This window comes from Streptomyces sp. CB01201, from assembly GCF_002803085.1.
GTDB lineage: Bacteria > Actinomycetota > Actinomycetes > Streptomycetales > Streptomycetaceae > Streptomyces > Streptomyces hundungensis.
The window spans coordinates 138,825-161,201 of record NZ_NNBJ01000008.1 but is presented as its reverse complement, the minus strand read 5'-3'; the positions used below and the strand labels follow the sequence as shown (position 1 = coordinate 161,201).

20 protein-coding genes and 1 pseudogene are annotated in these 22,377 nt (G+C 71.2%); 13 read left to right on the top strand and 8 right to left on the bottom strand.

What is annotated here, in order from left to right; genetic code table 11:
* Positions 1-113 precede the first annotated feature (113 nt).
* Entirely contained in the window at positions 114-2,282 is a 2,169-nt protein-coding gene (locus tag CG740_RS18280) for a M4 family metallopeptidase (protein ID WP_100576226.1), read from the bottom strand.
* 422 nt (positions 2,283-2,704) lie between these two features.
* Here CG740_RS18280 and CG740_RS18275 point away from each other — a divergent pair, with 422 nt between their 5' ends.
* Positions 2,705-3,565, top strand: a complete 861-nt coding sequence (locus tag CG740_RS18275; protein ID WP_100576225.1) for an ANTAR domain-containing protein — start codon at positions 2,705-2,707, stop codon at positions 3,563-3,565.
* Positions 3,566-3,657: 92 nt separating this feature from the next.
* Here CG740_RS18275 and CG740_RS18270 read toward each other — a convergent pair whose 3' ends face one another.
* A complete protein-coding gene (locus CG740_RS18270) occupies positions 3,658-4,116 on the bottom strand; it encodes an SRPBCC family protein (RefSeq protein ID WP_100576224.1) in 459 nt (152 codons plus the stop codon).
* Between the two features lie 175 nt (positions 4,117-4,291).
* Between CG740_RS18270 and CG740_RS18265 the strand changes: the two genes are divergently transcribed.
* From CG740_RS18265 to CG740_RS18245, 5 genes are all read left to right on the top strand, one after another.
* Entirely contained in the window at positions 4,292-4,711 is a 420-nt protein-coding gene (locus tag CG740_RS18265) for a phage holin family protein (protein WP_100576223.1), read from the top strand.
* Positions 4,708-5,082: a DUF3618 domain-containing protein gene (locus tag CG740_RS18260; RefSeq protein WP_100576222.1), complete on the top strand. Its 375-nt coding sequence runs from the start codon at positions 4,708-4,710 to the stop codon at positions 5,080-5,082. Before CG740_RS18265 ends, CG740_RS18260 begins: the two co-directional genes overlap by 4 nt.
* A complete protein-coding gene (locus tag CG740_RS18255; RefSeq protein ID WP_100576221.1) occupies positions 5,082-5,348 on the top strand; it encodes a DUF4235 domain-containing protein in 267 nt (88 codons plus the stop codon). The genes CG740_RS18260 and CG740_RS18255 overlap by 1 nt, the downstream gene beginning before the upstream one ends.
* Before the next feature lie 136 nt (positions 5,349-5,484).
* Positions 5,485-7,038, top strand: a complete 1,554-nt coding sequence (locus tag CG740_RS41005) for a M23 family peptidase (RefSeq protein ID WP_234376338.1) — start codon at positions 5,485-5,487, stop codon at positions 7,036-7,038.
* A gap of 129 nt (positions 7,039-7,167) precedes the next feature.
* On the top strand, positions 7,168-9,120 hold the full coding sequence (locus CG740_RS18245; RefSeq protein ID WP_199846496.1) for a glycosyl hydrolase family 32: 1,953 nt from the start codon (positions 7,168-7,170) through the stop codon (positions 9,118-9,120).
* An 83-nt stretch (positions 9,121-9,203) separates the two neighbouring features.
* Here the strand turns inward: CG740_RS18245 and CG740_RS18240 are convergent, their stop codons facing one another.
* A complete protein-coding gene (locus CG740_RS18240; RefSeq protein WP_199846495.1) occupies positions 9,204-9,425 on the bottom strand; it encodes a hypothetical protein in 222 nt (73 codons plus the stop codon).
* A 196-nt stretch (positions 9,426-9,621) separates the two neighbouring features.
* The gene (locus CG740_RS18235) at positions 9,622-10,335 is read right to left on the bottom strand and encodes a nucleotidyltransferase domain-containing protein (RefSeq protein WP_100576220.1); all 714 of its coding nucleotides are present in this window, start codon (positions 10,333-10,335) and stop codon (positions 9,622-9,624) included.
* Between the two features lie 90 nt (positions 10,336-10,425).
* On the opposite strand from CG740_RS18235, the gene CG740_RS18230 reads away from it, so the two are divergent.
* Complete coding sequence (locus tag CG740_RS18230) at positions 10,426-10,566, top strand: hypothetical protein (protein WP_199846494.1); 141 nt, start codon at positions 10,426-10,428, stop codon at positions 10,564-10,566.
* Here the strand turns inward: CG740_RS18230 and CG740_RS18225 are convergent.
* A complete protein-coding gene (locus CG740_RS18225) occupies positions 10,563-11,516 on the bottom strand; it encodes a DUF4232 domain-containing protein (RefSeq protein WP_100576219.1) in 954 nt (317 codons plus the stop codon). The two genes, CG740_RS18230 and CG740_RS18225, sit on opposite strands and share 4 nt — an antisense overlap.
* Before the next feature lie 150 nt (positions 11,517-11,666).
* The gene (locus CG740_RS18220; protein WP_100576218.1) at positions 11,667-12,965 is read right to left on the bottom strand and encodes a hypothetical protein; all 1,299 of its coding nucleotides are present in this window, start codon (positions 12,963-12,965) and stop codon (positions 11,667-11,669) included.
* 994 nt (positions 12,966-13,959) lie between these two features.
* On the opposite strand from CG740_RS18220, the gene CG740_RS18215 reads away from it, so the two are divergent.
* Positions 13,960-14,790 carry an SDR family oxidoreductase gene (locus CG740_RS18215; protein ID WP_100576217.1) on the top strand — a complete coding sequence of 277 codons (831 nt, stop codon included), beginning with the start codon at positions 13,960-13,962 and terminating at the stop codon, positions 14,788-14,790.
* 91 nt (positions 14,791-14,881) lie between these two features.
* Positions 14,882-15,763, top strand: coding sequence for a class I SAM-dependent methyltransferase (locus CG740_RS18210; protein WP_234376335.1), 882 nt, complete (start codon positions 14,882-14,884; stop codon positions 15,761-15,763).
* 3 nt (positions 15,764-15,766) lie between these two features.
* Here the strand turns inward: CG740_RS18210 and def are convergent, their stop codons facing one another.
* Together def and CG740_RS18200 are read right to left on the bottom strand one after the other, a co-directional pair.
* Positions 15,767-16,438, bottom strand: coding sequence for a peptide deformylase (gene def / locus CG740_RS18205; RefSeq protein WP_100576215.1), 672 nt, complete (start codon positions 16,436-16,438; stop codon positions 15,767-15,769).
* A 57-nt stretch (positions 16,439-16,495) separates the two neighbouring features.
* Complete coding sequence (locus CG740_RS18200) at positions 16,496-17,992, bottom strand: IMP dehydrogenase (RefSeq protein WP_100576214.1); 1,497 nt, start codon at positions 17,990-17,992, stop codon at positions 16,496-16,498.
* Positions 17,993-18,450: 458 nt separating this feature from the next.
* On the opposite strand from CG740_RS18200, the gene CG740_RS18195 reads away from it, so the two are divergent.
* From CG740_RS18195 to CG740_RS18175, 4 genes and pseudogenes are all read left to right on the top strand, one after another.
* On the top strand, positions 18,451-18,963 hold the full coding sequence (locus tag CG740_RS18195) for a DUF4232 domain-containing protein (protein ID WP_199846493.1): 513 nt from the start codon (positions 18,451-18,453) through the stop codon (positions 18,961-18,963).
* Positions 18,964-19,333: 370 nt separating this feature from the next.
* A pseudogene (locus tag CG740_RS41000) lies at positions 19,334-19,591 on the top strand (ATP-binding cassette domain-containing protein); the annotation flags it as partial.
* Between the two features lie 16 nt (positions 19,592-19,607).
* Positions 19,608-21,284, top strand: coding sequence for an ABC transporter permease (locus tag CG740_RS40995; RefSeq protein ID WP_159030325.1), 1,677 nt, complete (start codon positions 19,608-19,610; stop codon positions 21,282-21,284).
* 181 nt (positions 21,285-21,465) lie between these two features.
* On the top strand, positions 21,466-22,155 hold the full coding sequence (locus CG740_RS18175; RefSeq protein WP_100576211.1) for an alpha/beta hydrolase: 690 nt from the start codon (positions 21,466-21,468) through the stop codon (positions 22,153-22,155).
* The last annotated feature ends 222 nt before the right edge of the window (positions 22,156-22,377 follow it).

The window sequence follows — 22,377 nt, the reverse complement described above, 5'->3', positions numbered from 1 at the left end:
TGGCTGCCTGTCCGGAGCCCGGCCGCCGGCCTGCGGGCATGCCGACCGGGCCGTCGGTGGGGAGACCAACGGCCCGCTCGGGCAGCCGAGTTGCTATCGCTCGGTGAGCTGGCTCAGCAGGCGCCGCCGTCCTTCCAGACCGCCCAGGAGCCGGGTGCGCCCGGTTCGGCGCCGGTCGAGTACCACTGCGAGGACCACTTGTGCCCGTTGTACGCGACCTGGTCGCCCGGCACGTAGCTGGTCGACGCGCTCCAGGCCGGGATGTTCCCACAGCCCTGCGGCGGGTTGCCGCCGCCGCTGATGGTCCAGGTGAAGGAGGCCGAGCCGGTGGCGTTGTCGGTGTTCTTCGCCGTGACGGTCACGCTGTAGGTGCCGGCCGTGGTCGGCGTACCGGACACGAGACCGGTCGAGGAGTTGATCGTCAGGCCCGCGGGCAGACCGGTCGCGCTGTAGGTGAGCGTCTTGCCACCGGGGTCGCTCGCCTGGATCTGCACGGATGCGGCGGTCCCGACCGTGCCGGTCTGGTTGCCCGGGCTGGTCACCGAGGGAGCACCCGGCTGGCTGTTGCAACTGCCGGGGACCGGGTCGGTGCCGGTGACGCTGACCGCGGCCCAGGCCGCGTCGATGGTGTTGTACTCGGTGCAGTGCGCGCCGTACAGGTCGGCCGCTGCCTTCAGCGAGTCGGTGCGGGCCTGGTGGTAGTTCTCACTGCTGTTGGCGTAGGAGGCCAGCGCCTTGTACCAGATCTTGGCGGCCTTGTCGTTGCCCAGTCCGGTGACCGTGGAGTTGTTGCAGGTGGGGCTGTTGCCGTAGCCGTGGTCGCCGCTGCCGACGGCCGCGAGGAAGAACCAGTGGTTCAGCGGGCCCATCGAGTAGTGCGGGTCCAGGCTGCCGTTGCCGCTGTCCCAGCAGTTGGGGGACTGGCCGTCGAGCGACGGGTTGTACATGTAACGCAGCGGCTTGTTGTCGCCGTTGATGTTGATGAGCTCGCCCATGGTGTAGTCGGGCTTGTCGACGGGGTTGTTGGCGTAGAACTCCACCATCGTCCCGAAGATGTCACTCGTGCCCTCGTTCATGCCGCCGGTCTCACCGGTCTCGTCCCAGCCGGTGAGCGCACCGCTGACGCCGTGGCTCATCTCGTGCCCGGCGACGTCGAGTTCGACCAGCGGGCGCGCGTTGGACTGGCCGTCGCCGTAGGTCATCTGGGTGCCGTCCCAGAAGGCGTTCACATAGGCGTTGCCGTAGTGCGTCCGCGACGGCACGCCCCGGCCGTCGCCGAAGATGCCGTTGCGGCCCTGGACGTTCTTGTAGTAGTCGAACGTCTCCGCCGCGCCGTAGTGGGCGTCGGCACCGGCGGACGCGGGGTCGCTGGTGGAGCCGTTGCCGAAGGTGCCGGTCGAGCTGGTGAAGACCGAACCGGTGCCGCTGGTCGCGTGGTTGAGGTTGGTGGTGTAGCCGTTGCCGTGTGAGGGATCCGTCATCGAGTACCCGCTGCCGCTCTGGGTGACATCGAGGGCGACCCTGCCGCTGTAGATCGTCTGACCCGTTCCGGCGACCGTCGGTGCGGCGGCCTGTGCCGCCGCACCGACCTTCGAGGTGCCGGCGTCCGCGGCCCCCTCGGCCGCGAACGTGCTCACCTCGTCATTGGTCCGTACGACCTTGCCGGTACGGGCGTCGACCAGGACGTGCAGACGGCTGGGGGTCTGGTCGGGGCGGGTGCCGTTGACCACCGTCTCCCAGACCAGCGTGGCGTCGGTGCCCGCCATCTGCACCGCGAGGTGCGATGCGGAGACCGAGTCGATGTGCCCCTTGAAGGCACCCTTCGACGCCTTCACGGCTTCTGCGGCGGCCAGTCGGGGCTGGGTGGACACCGCCCCCGAGGTCGCCGAACCGGTGGCGAGCGACTGGTAGGTGCCGTCCTTCTTCAGGTGCACGACGACGTCACCGCCGTACGTCGGAAGGCCCTTGTACGTGCGGTCGAAGCGGACGGCGGCGGAGCCGTCCCGGTCGACCACGAGGTTGCGGACCGTGAAGGCGTCCCCGTCCGCCCTGTGGGCGACGTCGGCGTGCGCGGTGAGCGCCTTCTGGGCTGCGTCCACGACCCGGCCGCGCACGGCGGGCGCCGGGTCGGCGGTGTACGGGGCAGCCGAGAAGGCGCCGGGGCCGGCGGTCGGTACGGGGTGCGGGGCCGGCGCGGCCGTGGCTGCGGGCAGGGCGATGGCGGAGGCGGACACACAGGCCAGCGCGACCGTCAGGAGTCTCGCGGCTCTTGGTATCTCCATAGGAGTGGGGGTTCCTTTCACTACGGGCAGGGGGTGTCCGCCGTTGCCGCGGGGGCGGTTGGGGAAGTGGCGGACAGGTACGGGGGTGCTGTCGACGCCGCTCGTGGCAGGAACCGCGCCGACGCATGAGTGTCCGCGTCGGCGGATCCGGCAGCCAGGCACTGCACCGGGGGAGAGGGGTTTCCCTATGGCGGCGCCCGGCTCGCGCGACGCTCCCGCACGGGGCCCCGCGGGCTTGCCGGGCCGGGCCCGCCGATGCGGGCGGGGGGTGTAGGAATCGTGACCGGGGGCAGCAGAAATCGTGTCCAGACCGCGCCCGACCGGGAGGCCCTTCCTCATGCTGATGGCCCACCCCGCAGGGCTTCGATACGACAGTTGGGGCGCAGCCGGCCCGCGCCGGCCATCATTCGGAAGGACCCTGCATGACGGACAATCCCGCCCCCGAACTCCGGGAAGTGGCCGTCCTACGGGAGGAACTCGCGCGGCTGCGCGAGGAGGCTCACCATCTGCGGGCGCAGGTCCGCAGCCGGCCGTTGATCTCGCACGCCCAGGGCATCCTGGAGGAGCGCTATCGACTACCGGACGCGGAGGCCGCCTTCGCACTGCTGCGGATCGCCTCGCAACACCACAACGTCAAACTGCGCGTGCTGGCCGAGGCGGTCACCCGAAGCCCAAGACCCGAGGGCCGTGGAGCCCTCTGGTTTCCCGGTCCCTCGCCCCAGACGCCCCCGCCGCTCGAATCCATCGGGATCGCCGCCACCGACGAGGTCGACCGGGCCACAGTGCTGCGTGACGTGCTCTCCCAGACGCTGGCCGTCCTCGGCGCGGGCATGGGCAACGTCCAGATCATGGACCCGGCCGCCGAGGCACTGCGCATCGTGCAGCACACCGGTCTGCACGCCCCGTTCGTCCAGCACTTCGCCGTGGTCGGCGCCGGCACCACCTCGTGCGCCCGAGCGGCCGAGGCAGCCGAACTCACCACCGTCCGCGACGTCGCCACCGACCCCGTCTTCGGCGAGCGGGACCGCCGGGTCATCCTGCTGGCCGGCAGCCGGGCCTGTCACAGCGTCCCGCTCCTGGACGAGGACGGCAGCTGCGTCGGCGTGGTGTCCGCCCACCTCGCACACCCCACCGCCGATCTGCACCCCGCCCAGGTCGAGGCGCTCGGCGCCGTCGGACGCGAGGTGGGGCGCTGGCTCGGGTGGCAGGAACGCGGCGTGCTGCGCGAGGCGTTGGAGCACCTCCACCTCCTGGGGCGCCAGAGCCTGGGCGGCAGTTCGTAGCGCGCCGGCCGGACGCGCGCGGTGGGGGCGGCGGAAATGTCCGCCGCCCCCACGCGTGCGACGCCTCGGACCTGGCCCAGGCGTGCGACGCCTCACACCTGGCCGCGCCAGGCGCCGGTCTCCACACCACGACTCTCGATGTAGGTCTTGAACCGCTTCAGGTCATGTGTGATCTGGTGCTTGATCAGACCCAGCTTGTCGGCCGCGCTCTCGACAGCGCCCTGAGGCCGGTGCTCCAGTTGCAGCATCACCTTGGTGTTGCGGTCGTCCAGGCGGTGGAAGGTCACCACACCCGCCTGCCGGACCTCGCCGTCGACCGTGGTCCAGGCCACCCGCTCGTCCGGGATCTGCTCGACGATCTTCGCATCGAACTCCTTTGACACACCGTCGACCTTCGTCACCCAGTGGGTGAGCGTCGGCGTGCGCTGCTCGATCCGTTCCACCCCCTGCATGAACAGCGGGAACTCCTCGAACTGGGTCCACTGGTTGTACGCGACGCCGACCGGGACGGCGACCTCGATCGACTCCTCGACCGTTGCGACCTTCGACATGGATGCGACTCCTTTCGCCGTGTTCGTCTGCGGTTTCGGCCGCGTACCCGAGGGACGGATGTGTACACGTGGGCCGTGCGGTCCGGCCCGGCCCCGGCTTGTCGTACGCCGTCCGGATGGCCTGGCCGCAGCCGGGTACGCGTCGCAGGGCCGAGGAATCAGGAGGCGATACCCCATGACCACCCCACCGTCCCGGCACAGTGTGGACGGCTCGTCCGAGCCGGTACAGGAACTGGTCCAGCGCGCCTCGCATCAGCTCACCGAGCTGGTACGGGCCGAAATGCGCCTGGCACAGGCCGAGTTGAAGGAGAAGGGCAAACGGTACGGCAAGGGCGGCGGCCTGTTCGGAGGGGCCGGCCTGACCGGATTCCTGACCCTCCAGGCGCTGGTCATCACGGCCATCTGCGCCCTCGCCGTCCCCCTGCCCGCATGGAGCGCGGCGCTGATCGTGACCGTGGCACTGGGTCTGATCACCGCCGCCCTCGCCCTGAGCGGCAAGAAGGAGGTCAACCGGGGCGGTCCGCCCGCGCCCCGGCAGACCGTCGAGAGCGTCAAGTCGGACGTGGCGGAGATAAAGGAGAGTGCACGGCGATGACCCAGTCCCCCGCATCGGGTTCCAACGCCTCCGACCGTGAACAGCTCGGCCAGGAGGTGGAGCAGGCCCGCCATGAACTGGGCCGCACCGTCGAGGCGTTGGCCGCCAAGGCCGATGTCAAGGCCCGCGCACACGACCGGGCGAGCGAACTCAAGGAGCAGGTCGGCACCCGGGTGTCCGAGCTGTCCGACGAAGTCAGGGCCGCCGCGCACGTGGTGCAGGAGAAGCTGCCCGCGCCGCCCGCCCCGGTCCGCGACATCGCCGGGCGGGGCGCCCGGTCCGCCCGGGAGCACTCGACGCTGCTCTTCGCCGCGGCGGGGGCGGGGGTGGCCGGCTGGCTGCTGTTGCGCCGCCGCGATCGGAGGCGCTGATGAAAGCGGTGAAGATCGCATACAAGCCGGTGGGCCTCACGCTCGGCATCCTCAGCGGCGTACTCGCCGAGCGCTTGTTCCGGCGCGCCTGGCGTCTGATCGACGACAGCGGGGAGACCCCCGACGCCACCGACGAGGACCGCACCTGGCAGGCGGTGCTGCTCGCCGCGGCGCTGCAGGGCGCGATCCTCGCGGGGGTCAGGGCCGCCGTCGACCGCGCGGGCGCCACCGCGACCCGCCGTGTGACGGGCACCTGGCCGGGCTGACGGCCGCCGGGCCGACGCCGCCGGACTCGCCGCGGCGGGCCAACCGGGCCGCACCGAAAGGCACTTGAGTACCGGTTCCATCCGTATTTCATCGGTCCTCCCTAGCGTCGGTCGCCGACGAACGGGGAGGGTTCCGATGAGGTCTTTCAGATCATGGCTCGGCAGACTGCTTCTGCTGCTCATGGCGGGCGTGGTCGCGCTGAGCGTGACCACGCCCGCCGCCGCGACACCCGCGAAGGCGGCCGCCGCGTCCGACCGAGGGGGACAGATCACCCGCAGCGAGGTGATCTGGCGGGCCCAGTACTGGGTGGACCAGGCGCCTCCATACAGCCAGGGCGGGTCCTACCCCGGGCCCGGCGGCGACTACAACTACCGCACGGACTGCTCGGGTTATGTCTCCATGGCCTGGCACCTCGATGCCAATCCGAGCACTCGGGGCCTGCCCGGGTTCTCCCGTGAGATCGGCCGGGACGAACTGCGTGCGGGGGACGTGCTCAACTCGTACTACGACCACGTCCTGATCTTCCACGAGTGGACGGACGACCACGGCGGTTTCTCCTACTACAGCTTCGGCGGCGGCAGCAGCGGCGTCGCGCCGCCCGGGCACCTCTACGCCAACATCAACAACGCCACGCTCGACGGCCACCCCAACGGCGACTACAAGGCGCTGAGGTACCTCAACATCATGGACGAGTCCGCGACGCGCCCGCACCCGTACGCGTCGGGCCGCGTGGTGTCGGGCCGCTCCTCGGACGGGCGGCTTGAGAGCTTCGCGGCCGGCGCCGACGGAGTGTGGCACTCCTGGCAGACCGCCGTGAACGGCGGCTGGTCCACCTGGCGGTTCGAGGGCGGCCCGCGCAACGCGCAGCTGGCCCTGGCCCCGAACGCGGACGGCCGTCTGGAGCTGTTCGCGCTCTCGGACAGCACCCTCGACCACATGTGGCAGACGGGCCCGAGCGCGAGTTGGTCGGGCTGGGCGAACTTCGGCACGGGCGGCTACCGACTGGCGGCGGGCAGCAATGCCGACGGGCGCATCGAGGTGTTCGCCTCGAACGCGAACGGGGTGTTCCACCGCTGGCAGTCGGCGCCCAGCGGGGACTGGGGAACCTGGGAGGGCATGGCCGGCGGCCCGGCGAACTCCCGGCTCGCGATGGAGAACGCCCCCGACGGGCGGCTTGAGGTGTTCGCGCTCTCGGACAGCACGTTCGGGCACCTGTGGCAGACCGCGGTCAGTGGTGGCTGGTCGGCGTGGGAGAACTTCGGCACCGGAGGCCACGATCTGGCCGTCGACCACAACACCGACGGCCGACTTGAGGTCTTCGCGTCCAACGCGAAGGGGGTCTTCCACCGGTGGCAGACCAGCCCGACCGCGTGGTCGGAGTGGGCGGGCACCGGCGGGCTCGCCAACGCCGAACTGACCACATCGCGTTCGGTCGACGGCCGGGTCGAGGTGTTCGCCATCAACGCCGACAGCGCGAGCCACGCCTGGCAGACCGGCCCGAACGCGCCGTACGCGGCCTGGGAGAACTTCGGCACCGGCGGCACCGAGATCGGCGCGGCCAACAATGCCGACGGCCGCATCGAGCTGTTCGGCACCAGCCACGCCGGCGTCTACCACCGGTGGCAGACCGGGTTCTCGTCCTGGTCGGAATGGGGATACCTGAACGACTCGGGCCCCGCGATCAACTAGCCGTTCCGACGGGGACCTTCCGTGCGGCGAAGCCGCCGGCCCGGCCGACGTGCCGGTGAAGGTCCCCGTCCCGCCCGTCGACCGGTCCCGTCCCGTCGACCCGTCCCGTCGAAGGGAAGCGGACGCCTCGTGCGTAGTTCCCGATCCCGAGTGTGGTGGGCCCTGTTCACCCTCCTCCTGCTGATGGCCGCGGTGCTGCCCGCCGCCACCGGACCGGCGCTCGCCGCGGCCGCCCCCGGGCGGGTGGGGGCCACGCCCTTCGTGCAGGTCTACGACCCGAGCGCGGGGGAGGCCGGCCCCTGGTACCTCAACGACCACACCTTCGTACAGGACGACCAAGGCCTCTGGCACCTGTTCGGCATCACGCACGCCGAACCGGCCGACGACCGGGACGAGACCACCTTCGCGCACGCCACCGCACCGAGCCCGCACGGACCCTGGACGAAACGGCCACCCGTCCTGACCGCCGACCCGGCCCTGGGCGAGACCCACCTCTGGGCACCGCATGTCATCAAGGACGGCTCGACGTACTACATGTTCTACGCCGGAGGTGGCGCGGACCCCGCCAACTCCGCGATCAGCATGGCCACTTCGACCGATCTGTACACCTGGACCCGGCACTCGGGAGGCCCGCTGTTCCGCGACGGCTACGAGGCGCGCGACCCGATGGTGGCCCGGGTCGGGGACCAGTGGGTCATGTACTACACCGCGACCGCCGACCCTGGCGGCGGCAACCATGTGGTGGCCTATCGCACCAGTACCGACCTCGTGCACTGGAGCAACCGGTCGATCGCGTTCACCGACCCCACCGGCGGACAGGGCGCGGGCAACACCGAGTCGCCGTTCGTCGTGTTCGCGGAAGGGACCTGGCACCTGTTCCTCGGGCCACGCGGCGGCTACACCGGCACCGATGTGTTCTGCGGATCCGACCCGCTCCACTTCTCCGTGGACCAGCTCTGCGGCCATGTGTTCAGCCACGCCGCCGAGGTGGTCCACGCCGAGGGGCGGTGGTGGATCAGCCATGCCGGCTGGGGCCAGCGCGGGGTGTGGCTGGCCGGGCTCGACTTCACCGGGGGCAGCGGGCAGTACGCGGTCGAGGCCGGCTCGGACCCCGGCGAGCGGGTGGTGATCGTGTCGGGCGCCGACGGGCGGCAGGAGGCGTTCGCGGGCGGCGCGGACCAGGTGTGGGGGCGGTACCAGACCGTACGTGACGGGGCCTGGTCCGACTGGTATCCGTTCGGGGGACCGAGATCGGCGAGTCTGGCCGTGGCACGGGACCTGGACGGGCGGCTCGAAGTGTTCGCGTCGGGCGAGGGGCGGGTGGACCGCCGGACACAATCGGCGCCGAACGTGTGGCAGGGCTGGGAGAACTTCGGCACCGCCGCCCACGATCTGACCCTGGCGCAGAACGCCGACGGCCGCCTCGAACTCTTCGCGAGCGGATCCCAGGGCCTCTACCACCGCTGGCAGACCGCGCCGGGCGGCGACTGGGCCGGGTGGGAGCCCTTCGGCGGCCCGGCCGACGCGGTGGTCGCCACCGGACGTGACGCGAGCGGCCGGATCGAGGTCCTCGCGGCCGCCGGCAGCACGGTGTTCCGACGCGCGCAGACCGCGCCGAGCGGCGGCTGGAACGCCGGATTCGAGGAGTTCGGCACCGTACCGGGCCTCACCCATCTGGCGCTCAACAGACGGCCGGACGGCGCGCTCGACCTGGTGGCCGGCGGCTCTACGGGCCTGTGGCGGAAAGTCCAGGCAGGACCTTCGGGTGCCTGGTCCGGATGGGCGGCCTTCGGCGGGCCGCCGAGCGCGCGGGTCCACCTGGGACGCAACGCCGACGGCCGGATGGAGGTCTTCGCCGGCGGCCGTACGGGCATGGCACACCGCTGGGAGAACGGCTCCGGCTGGTCGGCATGGGAGAGCTTCGGCCCCGGGACGACCGGCACCGGTTACGGCACCAATGCCGACGGCCGTACCGAGATCGTCGCCGGCACCCCCAACGGTCCGCTGAGCGGCCGCTATCAGCTGGCACCGAGCGGCAACTGGTCACCCTGGTCGCCGATCGGGGGCCCGCCCCTGACCTGAGGGACCATCCCTGCACTCGCCCCCGCCCCTCCACCGACGGCGAACGCCGTACGTCAGGCCGCGCTGCTCCGCACCGCCCGGCGTCAGGCCGCTCCGTACTGGTGAGCGGGGGCGCCCTGCCACTCGATCTCGGGGGAGTCCCCGTCGACCATGGCCTCGGCGTCGGTCTCGTCGATCCCCGACTGCCGGAGGAACTCGATGACGTCCAGGTCGGAGTACGCGACGCCGATGTCCTGGCCGAGTGCGGTGACATGGCGGCCACCCCGCCCGAGGGGCCGGTGGACGATGATGGGCGGCTCGGTCATGCCTCCACCCTGGCCTGCGGACCCGGCCTCCGCATGCCGGGACGATGACCAGGGGTCACCCCGTCGGCCGTCGAGGACGGATCGGCGGGAGCGGATGCCCCGGCCAGGAGACAGGAGGCAGGAGCCAGGAGGCAGGCAGCGCCAGCGTCTCGCGCACCCCCGCGCGAACGGACGGCTCAACTCGCCTCGCCTCTCCTCAACTCGCCTTTCCCCGGCGGTAACCGGCCCAGAGAGGTCCACCGACCTGCTGGAGGACGCCCTGCACAGCATCCTCGAACTCGGCTGCCCCGTTGCGCCGACCGGCGATGGCGGCGGCCGCGGCTTCGGTGAGCCGCCGGTGCACATCCGGGTCGGCCGTGGCGAGGCGCCGGGAAAGCCATTTGGCGCCGCCCAGCCAGTGTCCGCCGGCGAGCAGGGCCAGTTCGGAGGCGCGCTGGAGCAGGGCGGTCACCAAGTAGGTGCGCTCCAGTGGGTCGGTGCAGCCGCGGAAGTCGTCCAGGGTGTCCGTGAGGGCGTACCGCAGGTCCTCGCACTCGGTGGCGGTCATCGGCGGGGGGCCTGCTTCGAGCCGTCGTCGGGACTCCGCCTGGAGCGCGGCGCCGAGCCCGTCCCGGTCGGCCAGCAGCACGCCCTCCGCGCACATGGCGAGGAGCGGAGACTGCCGGGCGGCCGTCTCCTGCTCGGCGAACGCCCGCCAGACCGCCTCGGTCTGGACGAACAGTTCCACCGGCCAGCCGTCGTGGACCAGGCTCTTCCGGAAAGGCGCGGGCGGCCCGTCGAGCAGTACCACGATGTCCAGGTCCGAGGTGGCGGTACGCCGTCGAGTGAGTACGCTCCCGGCCAGAAAGGCGGCCCGAGCTTCGGGAAACCGGCTGCGTACCAGGTCATCGGCGGTCTTCAGAGGATCCATGGGCACAGTGTGCCCTTCCGGCCGGGGGCTCTGGACGCCGCCCGCAGGATCCCCGGGTCGGACACCGGTTTCCTTCCGTACGGCCCGCGGGTGGCCGTACGGCGTGTTCGGCGCCAGGACCACGACGAGCTGACGGCCCTGGCCGAGGAGAGCACGGAGATGCTGAACCGCTGTCCCGGCGCCTGGCGGGACCACGAGCGCCGGGTCGTCACCGCCCGGCACCCGGCCTAGCTCCTGGTCCCCGTCTTCGCTTTCGTCCAGGGGCGGACACCCAGCCGACCGGTGGTTCCGAGGTCCAGGTGGGGGGCCACCGTCACGGGCGCGGAGCCCGCCTTCGCGCGTACCCGTACGTAGGGGATGTTCGCCGCGGTGCCGGACTCCGTGGTGTTGCGCCACACCAGGCTCGCCTGCGCCGATTCGCCGGGCTTGAGGGTGAGGGGGCGGGGCTGTTCGTCGGGGCCGGCGCCGGTGGTGATGTCACCGCTGCCGCGGAGGATCGCGATGCCGGTGACGGGGTTGAGGTCGTCGTCCAGGAGCTCCACCCGCGGGTAGCCCTCGATGGCGTAGTCGCGCTTGCCGCAGTTGTCGAGGTGCAGGCCCACGACACGCAGGCCCATCGCCGCGTCGCCGTCGTCGGCGCTGACCCGGATGCCGGACGGGGGACACGTGCCCGCCGGGGTGACCGCCTCGCCGGCCGGCACCTTGTTCACCACGAGGACCTTGGCCCGGCTCACCCGCCGGGCGCCGGGCGCCAGTTCACCGGCCCGGACCGAGCCCCGCACCGTCTTGCCGGGGCCCACGTCGCGCACGGTCGCCGTCTGGTTGGCCATGGCTCCGCCGTCACCGCTGAGGAAGGTGAAGACGACCGAGTAGGTCAGGGCTCTGGTGGTGCTGTTCGTGACCTCGAAGGTCGCGACGATTCCGGAATCCGGGCGCGCCGTGAGGTCGTCGGCAGAGACCGAAGTGCCGTGCGTGGGCGAGGCGGAGGCCGGCGGAAGGGTCAGCGACGTGATCCGTACGCCGTCCTTGCCCGGGTCGTCCACCCGCGCGGGAGACGAGGACGCCCCGGACGCGCCGGTGCCGCTGCTGTCGTAGCCCGCGCGCTCCGCTCCGCAGGCCGTGAGCAGCAGGGCGGTCGTGACGAGCACCGACATGGCCATGAGTGAAGCTGGTCTTCGCATGCGATCACCTCATCAGGGCGTGCGGCGCGCACGTGTGGTGGAGGCCATAATTCCGGTCACGGACATGTCACACATGGCCGGAAGGCATGCTGAAGGGGCCCGAATACCTCTGAGGAATCCGGGCCCCTTGAGACAGCGGTGGCGCGTCGGTCAGGCCTTGTCCGCCGCCCGCTGCTGTGCGGGCTTGCGCAGCAGCACCGTCCCCGCCAGGACGGCGGCGACCACGGCACAGAGCACCGCGAGCGTGGTCGCGCCGCTGAACGTGCTGCCCAGGCTGTCCCTGAGCAGGTGCACGGACTTGAACCTGGCGCCCACGGAATGGACCGCCGCGGTGGCGACGGCGGCGCCGGCACCGAGTGCCCACGCCCAGACCGTGTCGTACAGGGGGAGCAGACACGCCAGGGTCAGGCAGATGGCTGCGATGACCATGGACGCCGCCGCGGTCCTGTTGCCGGCGTGTACGGCCATGATGTCGTTCGGCAGGTGGAGAACGCCGATCAGGAGCAGCGCGGCAGCCGCCGGCCAGCGGAGCACGGACCGGAGCGCCGGTGCTCTGGCCGCTCCCGTTCCCGCCGTCGCCGCGCCCGCTTCGGGAGTCGCCGGTCCACTCTCGACGGGCTGCCCGCTCTCGGCCGGACCGTTGGCCGCCGCGCTGTGGGCCGCCAGGGCGCTGTCGGGTACCGGCGCGCTGTCGACGGCCGGGGCGCTGTGGTCAGCCGGGACGTTGTCGGCCGAGGGCGCGTGGTCGACGGCCGTGGTGTGGCCGACCGCGGGTGCGCTGTGGGCGGCTGACGCGTTGTCGGTCGCCCGTGCGGTGTCGGCGTCCGGCGCCCTGCCGAACTGGCCGTCAGGAACCGGCACCCGTCCGCCGTTGTCCTGGTCGCCGTTGACCGGGGCAGCGTCGGGCGGCATGGCGGCCGGGGCGGCCATCGCCATCGCCATCGGTACCGGCAGCGACGCTGAGACCGGGACCACGGGCACCGCAGGTGCCGGGTCCGGGGCCGACGGCGCGGGAGCCTGCGGCGACTCGAAGCTCGCGGCCACCGGCTCGAAGGGCGCGAGGGTCGTCTCCTGAGACGCCACGGGCTCTTCCCTTGGCGCGTTCGCGACCGGGTGGCAGTCGGCGATGAGGGCGGCCACGTCCTCGATGGACCGCTCCGCCGCGACCACGCGCAGCGTCGTGTCGGCCTCGTCGTCCGTGTGCGGAGGCTTCTTGAGGAGGGAGATCAGCTGACGGACGTCGTCCAGGGGGCGAGACACGGCAGCCAAGTGCAGAGCCTCGTCACCCGGTCGTGGTTGTTCGCCGGTCTGGTTGAGGAGATGGGCCAGGGAGGCCACCTCGTCCAGGGGCCGGGACAGGGCCACTGCGCGGAGCAGGGTGAGGCGGGCCTTGTCGTCCGGACTCGTCGGAACTTCTTCGTCCGGTATGGGGGTTTGGTCAGATGCCATGGAACGCTTCCTTTGCCGAGGCTCCTATGAAGATCACTGCGGCAGTCACTGTGTGCTGTCTTCTGCACACATCTGGTTCCAGGACAGCCGACATATGCCACGCCCGCCAATCCGACGTGCCGGGCGGCGTGGGGCGCGGACCGGCCCCGACGGCTCGCGAGGAGGCCCCTTGGCCCTGGTGCGATCCCCTCCGGTACAGAGCCGACTTGGGGTTTTCGCCGAGGCCCCGCCGTCCGTCGGCGCTCGTTCGCCCCGCCCTGGAAGGAACCGAGAGCCGTGGCCGTTGCTCGGCCGAATGGGTGGGGAAGGGCCCGGCGACGACTAGCGCGCCGACCCATACCCGAACGGCCCCCTTGCCACCGCGCCGGCCGGTGCCGGAACCGTCCGCCGCGCGGTCTCGCCGGCGGATACCCGAACCGCTCGCCGTGCGGTCCCGCGACCGGTATCCGGACGGCCCGCCGCGCGGCCGTACGGGCACGCGCCGGGACGTGCGTCCGCGCGCCCGCGTGTGCCCCCGCAGAAGGGGTGACGGCGGCCCGGCAGCGCGGCGACGATGGATTGCCGCCACCACCCGATCGGCCGCGACACCCGGCGACCGAGATCACGCGAGTACGCCCACCGCCGCCACGACACGTTCCGGGCACGTTCCGGGCACGCGCCGGTACGAACCCGCGCGCACAGGACCAGCGCGACGACGCCGCCGAGCGCGCGTCGACCGTGATGCCGTGCCATCGCCCGGAACCGCGTCACGTCCGGCACCGCTCGGCACGGCGCGGAAGGGCGCTGCGCGGCGGGGGGAACGGTGCCGCGTCGCCCCCGCCCTGCGGTACCGGTCCGACTCGTGCGCCGCGGCCACGACGGTCACCACACCCACCCAGTGCCGGACGGCCACCACGGCGGATGCGCCTGCCACAGCCGGTACGGGCACCGCGGGCACCACGGCCGGCATGAGCGAAACACGTGTAGCGACATACATGTCACGGGGGAACGCACCATGGGACGACGCTGGCTGATCACCGGATGTTCTTCAGGCCTGGGACGAGCCATGGCGACTGCCGCGGCAGCTGCTGGCGACGAGCTGGCGGTGACAGCGCGCAAGACGACCGATCTCAAGGAGCTGGCCGCGGCCTGGCCGGGCCGCATCGTCCCGCTGCGGCTGGAATTGCGGGACGCCACGTCCTGCGACGAGGCCGTCAGCGCCGCCGTCGACCGGCTCGGCGGCATCGACGTCCTGGTGAACAACGCCGCCGTCGGACTTTTCGGCGCGGTCGAGGAAGTATCGGACGCCGAACTGCGCGACCAGTTGGAGACCCTGCTCCTCGGCCCCTGGAGGCTCATCCGGCGCGTCCTGCCGCTGATGCGGGCCCAGGGGCACGGCCACATCCTCAACATCTCCTCGGTGGTCGGCCGCATGGCCCTGCCGGGCCTTGGCGCGTACGTCGCGGGGAAGCACGCGCTCGAAGGAATGAGCCAGGCCCTGGCCATCGAGGCCGCCCCGCACAACATCCGGGTCACCGTTCTCGAACCGGGCATGTTCGCCACCCGGTACGGCACGTCCATGATCGAGGCGCACCGGCGCATCCCCGCGTACGACGGAACCAACCTCGAAATGCTCCAGGGCGCCCGCGGCCTGGTGGACAACCCAGAGACCGGCCGTCCCGAGGACTTCGCGGCGCGGGTGCTCGACATCGTCGACGCCGAGACACCGACGCCCCTGCGCATACCGATCGGTGACGACGCGTACGGCTACCTGGAAATGGACGCACAGGCGTCCCGGGAGGAGTTCGCCGCGGCCCGGCTCGTCGCGCGGGGGCCGGCGGCCTGATGCCGATAGCCTTACGCGGTCGGCGAGTTGAGCGCCGACGGCGTGCCCGGCCGCAGTGGCCGGCGGGCATCCCGGCTCGGAGGTGGGACGGATGGCACAAGGTTCCGGAGCGGGGCAGCCCGCGATGTTCCGCGCGGTGCGGGAGGCGTACGGCCCGGCCGATCTCGGCTCGAAGCCGCTGTTCGGCGGAGGGTTCATCAACTTCGGGCACTGGGAGGGCGCCGACCCGGACCGGCCCCCGAACGATGCCGACCGGGTCAGGAGCCAGCGGGAGATGTACCGCCATGTGCTGGCCACCCTGGCGCCCACCGAGGGTCTGCGCACGCTGGAAGTGGGGTGCGGGCTCGGTGCCGGTGCCGCGGTGGCGCTTGAGGAGTACGGATTCGCTCACGTCACCGGCATGGACATCCACCCCGAGCAGCTCGCGCGGGCCGAACGGCGCAACTCGCCATTGTTGAAAGGGAGTTCGGAGCGGCTGCGGTTCGTGCGGGGTGCCGCCGAGTCCATGCCGTTCGACGACGGCTCGTTCGACCGGCTCTACAGCATCGAAGCCGCCCAGCACTTCCGCGACCTCGGCGCGTTCGCCCGCGAGGCGGCCAGGGTGTTGCGGCCCGGCGGGCGCGCCGCCGTCGCGAGCTTCTTCGTCCCCGATGCCGATCCTGCCCGGCCCGACCGGCTGGCCGAGCTCCTGGACACGTTCGCCACCGGCCTCGACGTCGCGCACACCGTGCCGGACCTGGTCGACAGCCTGCGGGACGCCGGCCTGACCTCGGTGCGGGCGACATCGATCGGCGCCTCGGTATGGCCCGGCTGGGACCGCTGGCTGGCCACGATGTGGGAGCCCGGCACCTGGCCCCGCAACTTCCTGCGCGCCTTCGACGAGGGCAGCCTTGACTACTACACGATCACCGCCCACCGCCCCGCCGGCAACGGTGATCCGAGCGACAACCAACAATCCAGCCAGCCGACTTGAGCGCTACTGCACCTTCGGCGAGGCTCCCAGCGCCTTGGCCCGCTCGACACGCCGAGCGAATACGCTCTCCTTCACATCGTCCATCTCCTGGAGCACGGAGCGGCGCTGACGCTTCGTCAGCCGGTCCACATAGACCAGCCCGTTGAGATGATCGGTCTCATGGAGGAGGCAGCGCGCGAAGTAGCCGGTGCCCTCGATCACGACCTCCTTCCCCTCCTTGTCCAAGCCGCGCACCACGGCCCGCTCCGCGCGCGGGACGTCGAAGACCGGGCCGGGCACGGAGAGGCACCCCTCGCCCGCCTCCAGGAGACGGCGCTCCTCCGGGGCCACCGGATCGACGACCGGATTGAGCACATGGCCGACGTGCCGCACGTCATCGTCGTCGTAGCAGTCGTAGACGAACAGGCGCAGATCCACGTCGACCTGATTGGCCGCCAGGCCCGCCCCATCGGCTACGTACATGGTGATGAACATGTCGTCGATCAACTGGGAAAGCCAGGGAGTGCCGAACTCCGCGTCGGCCGGTTTGCAGGGACGGTGCAGGATGTCCTCGCCGGCCACGGTGATGCGCAGCACCTGCCCGCGCGCGGACTCGGGCGCCCGAACCGGGTAGACCCCCTCCACAGGGACGCCCTGCACGCGGACCCGGCGGTCGGTGACAGGCCTTGTGTTCATGATCGCGTCAGCCCTTCGATACAGATGATTCGGGTGGCCGTGGGTTGCCCGGCCGGCTCAGCCCATGGCGGCGGGTGCGTCCCGGAGCATGACGTTGGCGTGGCTCTCCTGGAAGCTCTGGTCGGACACCAGGGTCAGCCGGGCCGTCGACTGGAACTCCCGCAGGGAGGCGGAGCCGCAGGAGACCATCGTCGTCCTGAGTTTGGCGATCGTCAGGGCGAGCCCCTCGCTGAGGTCGCCCGCATAGGGGACGTACCCGTCCACACCCTCCTCGAAGATGAGCCCCTGGCTTCCCTGGCCGTAGCGCTGCCAGTTGCGGGCCCGGTTCGACCCTTCGCCCCAGTACTCCTTCACGAAGCCGTCCTGGGTGGGGATCTTCGCACCGGCCGCCTGGTCGAAGCGGGCGAAGTAGCGCCCCATCATGACGAAGTCTGCACCCATCGCCAGCGCCAGAGCAACGTGGTAGTCGTGCATCAGACCGCCGTCCGAGCAAATCGGCACGTACTGGCCGGTGCGGTCCCGGAAGCCGTCCCTGGCCGCGGCGACGTCGAGGACGGCGCTGGCCTGGCCGCGTCCGATGCCCTTCTGGTCGCGGGTGATGCAGATGGAACCGCCGCCGACACCGACCTTGACGAAATCGGCGCCGGCCTCGGCGAGGAAGGTGAACGCTTCCCCGTCGACGACGTTGCCTCCGCCGACCGGGATTTCCGGGTAATGCTTCTTCACCCAGGTCAGCGCCTCTGCCTGCCAGTCGCTGTAGCCGTCGGACGAGTCGAAGCACAACGCGTCCGCACCCGCGTCGAGAAGGGCCGGCACCCGCTCCTGGTAGTCGTGGGTGTTGATGCCGGCACCCACGCGGAGGCGCTTGGCACTGTCCACGGTCTGGTTGGGGAAGCGCTTGTTGTCGGCGTAGTCGGAGCGGAACACCAAGTACCGCAAGTGGCCCTGGTCATCCAGCACGGGGATGCAGTCGAGGCGCTCGTCCCACAACCGGGCGTTGGCATCGGAGAGCGTGATGTCGGCCTCGGCGCTGGGGAGTTCGGCGATAGACCTCATTCGGGCGGACACCGACCCCGCCAGATCGTGGCGCTGGGGATGGAAGTCGCGGGAGGTCACCAGGCCGAGGAGGCGGCCGGTGGCGCTGCCGTCATGGGTGACCGCTGCGGTGCTGTGGCCGGTGCGCCGCATGACTGCGCTCAGGTGGCTCAGGCTGTCGTCGGGGCGGACATTGGTGTCGCTGGTGACGAACCCGGCCTTGAAGTTCTTCACTTGACGCACGGCGGCGGCCTGATCCTGGACGGACTGGTTGTGGTGCAGGAAGCTCAGGCCGCCGTTGCGTGCGAGGGCGATGGCGAGTTGTGGCGTACTGACAGCCTGCATGATCGCGGAGGTGACGGGGGATCCGAGTTCGATCGTCGACCGCTCGCCCACGACGTGCCGCACCAGTGGGGTGCGCAGGTCGACCGTCGCGGGAGAGCAGTCCCTGCGGGTCTGGTTCGGCAGGAGCAGAAACTCGTTGAACGTCCGCGATACCTCGGCGATGATCCGTGCCACTCGTTCCTCCTGACCGGTCGGCCGGGGCCGTGTGGCCCCGCCGTGAGGACGCCCCCGTCTCCCAAGTCCTGGGCAGGCAGGGTCGGCAGGCGCGCTCGTGGCGGTGCCACGAGCGGCGCAGGACCCTGACCGGCCCGTGGATCGAACGGGGGCGGTCGTGACGAGGCACCCTATCGACTGCCTGCCCATCGTACGAATCGTGAGCACAGGACAGTGGAACCGGCACGTGCGAACACGGGCATCGGCGTGACCAACGCCTGGGCACGGCAACGGAGTTGCAGCCGTGCGGTGCACGCGCGCGCCTCTCGGGCGCGGGGCGCTGTTCTGGGGGAACGCGCGTTTGGCGTAGTCGTAACGCATTTATGACATTGGCGCGGGCGGCTGCGGGGGAGGGATGCAGTCGACCAATGTTCCGGCGGGACCCTTGCGGGGCCGCCATCAGGATCGGAGTATGCGTGATGCGTATCGTCCGGAAGATCGCCGCTACCGCTGTCGTCGCCGTACTGGTGGGCGCGGTGGGAGGGGGAGTGGCGCAGGCGGCGCCGAAGGCCGGATCGGGCGGCCGGGAAGCTCCCTCCTCATGTCGCCCGGCGAACCACAGCGCGAAGATCGTGGCGGCCCCGGCCTCCTCCGGTCACCGCCACTACCGCGTCACCCTGACCGCGGCGCGGGGGTACGCATCGTGTGAGCTGGCCGGATCGCCGACCCAGGTGCGCTTCTCCCACCACGGCTCACCGAACCGGGTCACCACCGGGCACTACGGCTCGCAGCACCAAGTGGTGAAGTTCGGCCCGGGCCACCCGGTCCACTTCGACATCCAGGTGCCCAACGGCAGGGCCGGCGCACAGGCCGACGAGACGTCCTTCGTCCTCCGGGCGCCCGGAGGCGTGATCCCGGGCGAGTCCACTGCTCGCGGCTCGCTCAAGGTCGCCGCCGGCACCCTCATCGGGCCGGTGCAGTCGGGATCCTGACGAATCGTCATTGGACGGGCGAAGTCACGGCCGGCGCGTCGGAAATCCGACGCGCCGGCCGTCGCGCGCAGGCTTGCCGGAGGTGTTCGGCCCGCCGGGACGCGGACGTGGGCCATCGGTATGACGAGATCACGGACCATGTGGATCCGACGGTCGGGCACGAAGCGCATGAACCGCATGAACCGCATGAAGTGAGCGGCTGAGCCGGTTTTGGCCAAAGGCAGTCATCGGCTTGCCGCATGCGGGGCGACGCGCAACGATCACCTCCATGCAGCCGCGCGGGACAGGGCGCGACAGTTCCCCGGCTGCGCACACACCGCCGTGCACTGTCCGGGGGCAGGCCTGCGATGGGGGTTGCGGGGGAACATGAATGGACCTGTGGCTGTGTGTCGGCGGGCTCAGCCACACGGTGGGTGGGCGGCGGCTCTTCGACTCGCTGGGTCTCACGGTGGACGCGGGCGAGTCGGTCGCGATCACGGGACCCAGCGGGTCGGGCAAGAGTACGTTGCTCTCCTGCCTTCTCGGCCTGATCCGTCCCGATCACGGAACAGTCGAAGTCGCCGGAGTCGAGCTGACGGCCTTGCGCGGTTCGACCCTGGCCCGCCACCGCAGTCGGTACATCGGCATGGTCTTCCAGTTCGGGCATGGCTCCGCACGCGGAGGTCGTCCGGTTGGGGCAGCTGGACGACGCCCGGCCCGAATGGGCCTTCCAGACCATGCCGGGCCTGTTGGTGCTCCTGCCCGTGGCGGTCCTTCTGGCCGTGGCCGCCCGGACCGGTTCCCGCAACCGGGACCGTCGTACCGCGCTGGTGGACGCCCTGGGCGGCACGTCACGCGCACGCGCTCTGATCGTGCTGGGCGAAGCCGGGATGCCGGTCCTGGCCGGCGCGGTGATCGCGACCGGGGTAGTGGGTGCGTTCTGGGCCTGCGATGTCCGGCTGCCCGTCACCGGATTCGTCGTGTCCGCACAGGACGTCCGCGCCCATGGACGGGAGCTGGCGCTCGCGGTGGTCACGGCCGCGATGGTGGTCGTCGCAACTTGCGTCGTCGCCGCGCGGTTCACCCCCACGGCCGGAAGCAATCGGCCGACGGGGGCACGCCGGCCACCCATGCGCTGGGCTGCCCTGTGCCCGGTGCTCCTGCTGATCGCCGTGCTCGGTCCTCGCCTGTGGGCCGCGGGAACACCAGGCAACGTCCTCACCAACTGGGCCGGTGCGGCAGGTACGTTGGCGACGCTGCCCGCCGCCATCGCCGTACTCGGTGCTCTGCTCGGGCGGCGCATGAGCCGGGCAGGACGCCGATTCGGCCGCCCCGGTCTCCTGGTGGCCGGACAGCGCATGGCCACCCACCCGGGCCCCTTGGCGCGCATGACGGCCGGCCTGGTGATCGCGCTCGGCCTGCTCGTCCAAATCGTCGCCTGGCAGGGCCTGTTCGGAGCGGAGGCAAGGGCCGCGCAGGCCACGGTCGAGCGCATCGGCAGCAGCGCCCTCGTCGTGCGGCCGCGTACGACCACCACACCCCGGCAGATGGCGGCCTTCGTGCGAGAGCTGCCACCGACGGTCGAGGCGGTGCGGATGATCAATGCCCCGGAGAGGTTCGCCGTCACGTTGGAAGGCACCTGCCGGGGCCTCACGGCGCTCCAACTGCCCTGTCGTGACCAGCCTGTTCGTGTCGGTGGAGAGCTCAAGGACCAACGGGCGCGCGAGATCGTCGAGTGGAGCGCTTCCGGCGCCGACTCGGTGACCGCGCGGGAGTCGGCTGAGCCCGCCGATGCGGCCGCATCGACACCAGGAGAAGTGCCGCTCACCGTTCTGGTCTCCGTGGACGGACGCGAACTCTCCGTGCCCGCGCTGAAACAGCTGGCCTACCGGGTGCTACCGCGGGGACTCGCCATTGACACAGCCGGAGGCGAATGGCTGACGACAGGTCAGATCAAGCGCGGCCAAGGGCTCTGGATCACCTGCTTCGGCTTCGTCGGCATCCTCGTCCTGGCGGGAGTCTCGGTGATCAGCGGGACCGCCGAATTCCTGCGCAACGGGCGCGCACTCGCCCCCATCAGCGTCCTGTCGGGCAACCGCCGCATCCACTGGAGTACCGCCGCCTGGAGCCTCCTCGTCCCGTTCGTCCTGGCCGGTGTCGTCGGATGCGTGGTCGGCACGTGGTTGGCGTACCCGAAGACGGCCGACGGTGCCTCGTACATCTCCGGGTCGTTCCTCCTCCTCTGCGTCCTGGCCGTCTCGGTGATGGGGCTCCTTGCCTGGGGCTGGGGCGCCCATGTCGCAGCCCGCCAAGCCGCGGAATGGCGGCCCCGCGGAGACTGACGCAGTGATCGCCCGCGTCCGGCCCTGGCGAACGGGGGGCACTCCGCGCCGCAAACTCACGTCCTGTGACTAGGATCAACGGTTCGATGGCGATCCAGATGGCGACCCGGATGGCGACCCGGATGGCGACCCAGATGGCGACCCAGATGGCGACCCGGTGGCGATCTCAGGAGGGGGAGTTTTGGCGGCAGTCGTGCTCGTCCATGGTCTGTATCACCGTCCCGAACACTTCGCCCCGGTGGCGGAGCACCTGCGGACTGAGGGAGTCGCAGTCCTCGTTCCCGAGCTGCACAGAGGTTCGCTGTCCGCCGACACCCACGCTGTCCAGGCGGCCATCGACTCGCTGTCGGAGCCTCCGATCGTGCTCGGGCACTCCTACGGCGGATCGGTGATCACGGGGGTCAGGGGAGCGGCACGGCTGGTCTATCTGGCGGCCTTCGTCCTGGACGCCGGGGAGAGCGCGGCCGGTATGGGCGGGGCGTCCCGACAGCTCGGGGAGGCGATCCTCGCTGAGCCCGACGGCTCGACCAGCCTCCACCCCGACCGGGCCGCCGACGCCCTGTACGACGACTGCCCCGGGCCTCTCGCGGCCTGGGCGGTCGGGTTGCTGCGGGTGCAGGCGGCCGGGTGCGGGAGAGGCGTGCCCGAGCATCACGGCTGGAAGAGCACCCCGTCCACCTACGTCGTGTGTGCGCGGGACATGGCCATCGACCCCGGCTTGCAGCGGAAGATGGCCGCGCGCTGTTCCGACGTGCGTGAGTGGCCGACGGGCCACTCACCGTTCGTGGGACGGCCTCGGCTCGTCGTCGAGCTGATACGGGAACTGCTCGCCGCAGCAGCCCGGTTGGGGCCGACCGACCCCGTCTGGTGACGGGGCCGCGCAGATGTATACGCGGCCAGTCTCTTAACTGGGCCGTCAGCCTCTTAACTGGGCCGTCAGCAACGGTGGCGTCCCGTTGCGCACCCGTCGGCCCGGCTCCGCGATCACGTTCCGTAGGCCATGGGCAACGGAAAACCACGGTCTGTAGCGGGGCGCATGATCGCCGGGCCTGCCGGGTATGTCACGGAAGTGAATCCTGTGCCACAAGGAGCC

Coding starts and splice junctions, on each gene's coding strand:
- CG740_RS18280 (WP_100576226.1), bottom strand. CDS start 2,282: ATGGAGATACCAAGAGCCGCGAGACTCCTGACGGTCGCGCTGGCCTGT.
- CG740_RS18275 (WP_100576225.1), top strand. CDS start 2,705: ATGACGGACAATCCCGCCCCCGAACTCCGGGAAGTGGCCGTCCTACGG.
- CG740_RS18270 (WP_100576224.1), bottom strand. CDS start 4,116: ATGTCGAAGGTCGCAACGGTCGAGGAGTCGATCGAGGTCGCCGTCCCG.
- CG740_RS18265 (WP_100576223.1), top strand. CDS start 4,292: ATGACCACCCCACCGTCCCGGCACAGTGTGGACGGCTCGTCCGAGCCG.
- CG740_RS18260 (WP_100576222.1), top strand. CDS start 4,708: ATGACCCAGTCCCCCGCATCGGGTTCCAACGCCTCCGACCGTGAACAG.
- CG740_RS18255 (WP_100576221.1), top strand. CDS start 5,082: ATGAAAGCGGTGAAGATCGCATACAAGCCGGTGGGCCTCACGCTCGGC.
- CG740_RS41005 (WP_234376338.1), top strand. CDS start 5,485: ATGAGGTCTTTCAGATCATGGCTCGGCAGACTGCTTCTGCTGCTCATG.
- CG740_RS18240 (WP_199846495.1), bottom strand. CDS start 9,425: ATGACCGAGCCGCCCATCATCGTCCACCGGCCCCTCGGGCGGGGTGGC.
- CG740_RS18235 (WP_100576220.1), bottom strand. CDS start 10,335: ATGGATCCTCTGAAGACCGCCGATGACCTGGTACGCAGCCGGTTTCCC.
- CG740_RS18225 (WP_100576219.1), bottom strand. CDS start 11,516: ATGCGAAGACCAGCTTCACTCATGGCCATGTCGGTGCTCGTCACGACC.
- CG740_RS18220 (WP_100576218.1), bottom strand. CDS start 12,965: ATGGCATCTGACCAAACCCCCATACCGGACGAAGAAGTTCCGACGAGT.
- CG740_RS18215 (WP_100576217.1), top strand. CDS start 13,960: ATGGGACGACGCTGGCTGATCACCGGATGTTCTTCAGGCCTGGGACGA.
- CG740_RS18210 (WP_234376335.1), top strand. CDS start 14,882: ATGGCACAAGGTTCCGGAGCGGGGCAGCCCGCGATGTTCCGCGCGGTG.
- def (WP_100576215.1), bottom strand. CDS start 16,438: ATGAACACAAGGCCTGTCACCGACCGCCGGGTCCGCGTGCAGGGCGTC.
- CG740_RS18195 (WP_199846493.1), top strand. CDS start 18,451: ATGCGTATCGTCCGGAAGATCGCCGCTACCGCTGTCGTCGCCGTACTG.
- CG740_RS40995 (WP_159030325.1), top strand. CDS start 19,608: ATGGCTCCGCACGCGGAGGTCGTCCGGTTGGGGCAGCTGGACGACGCC.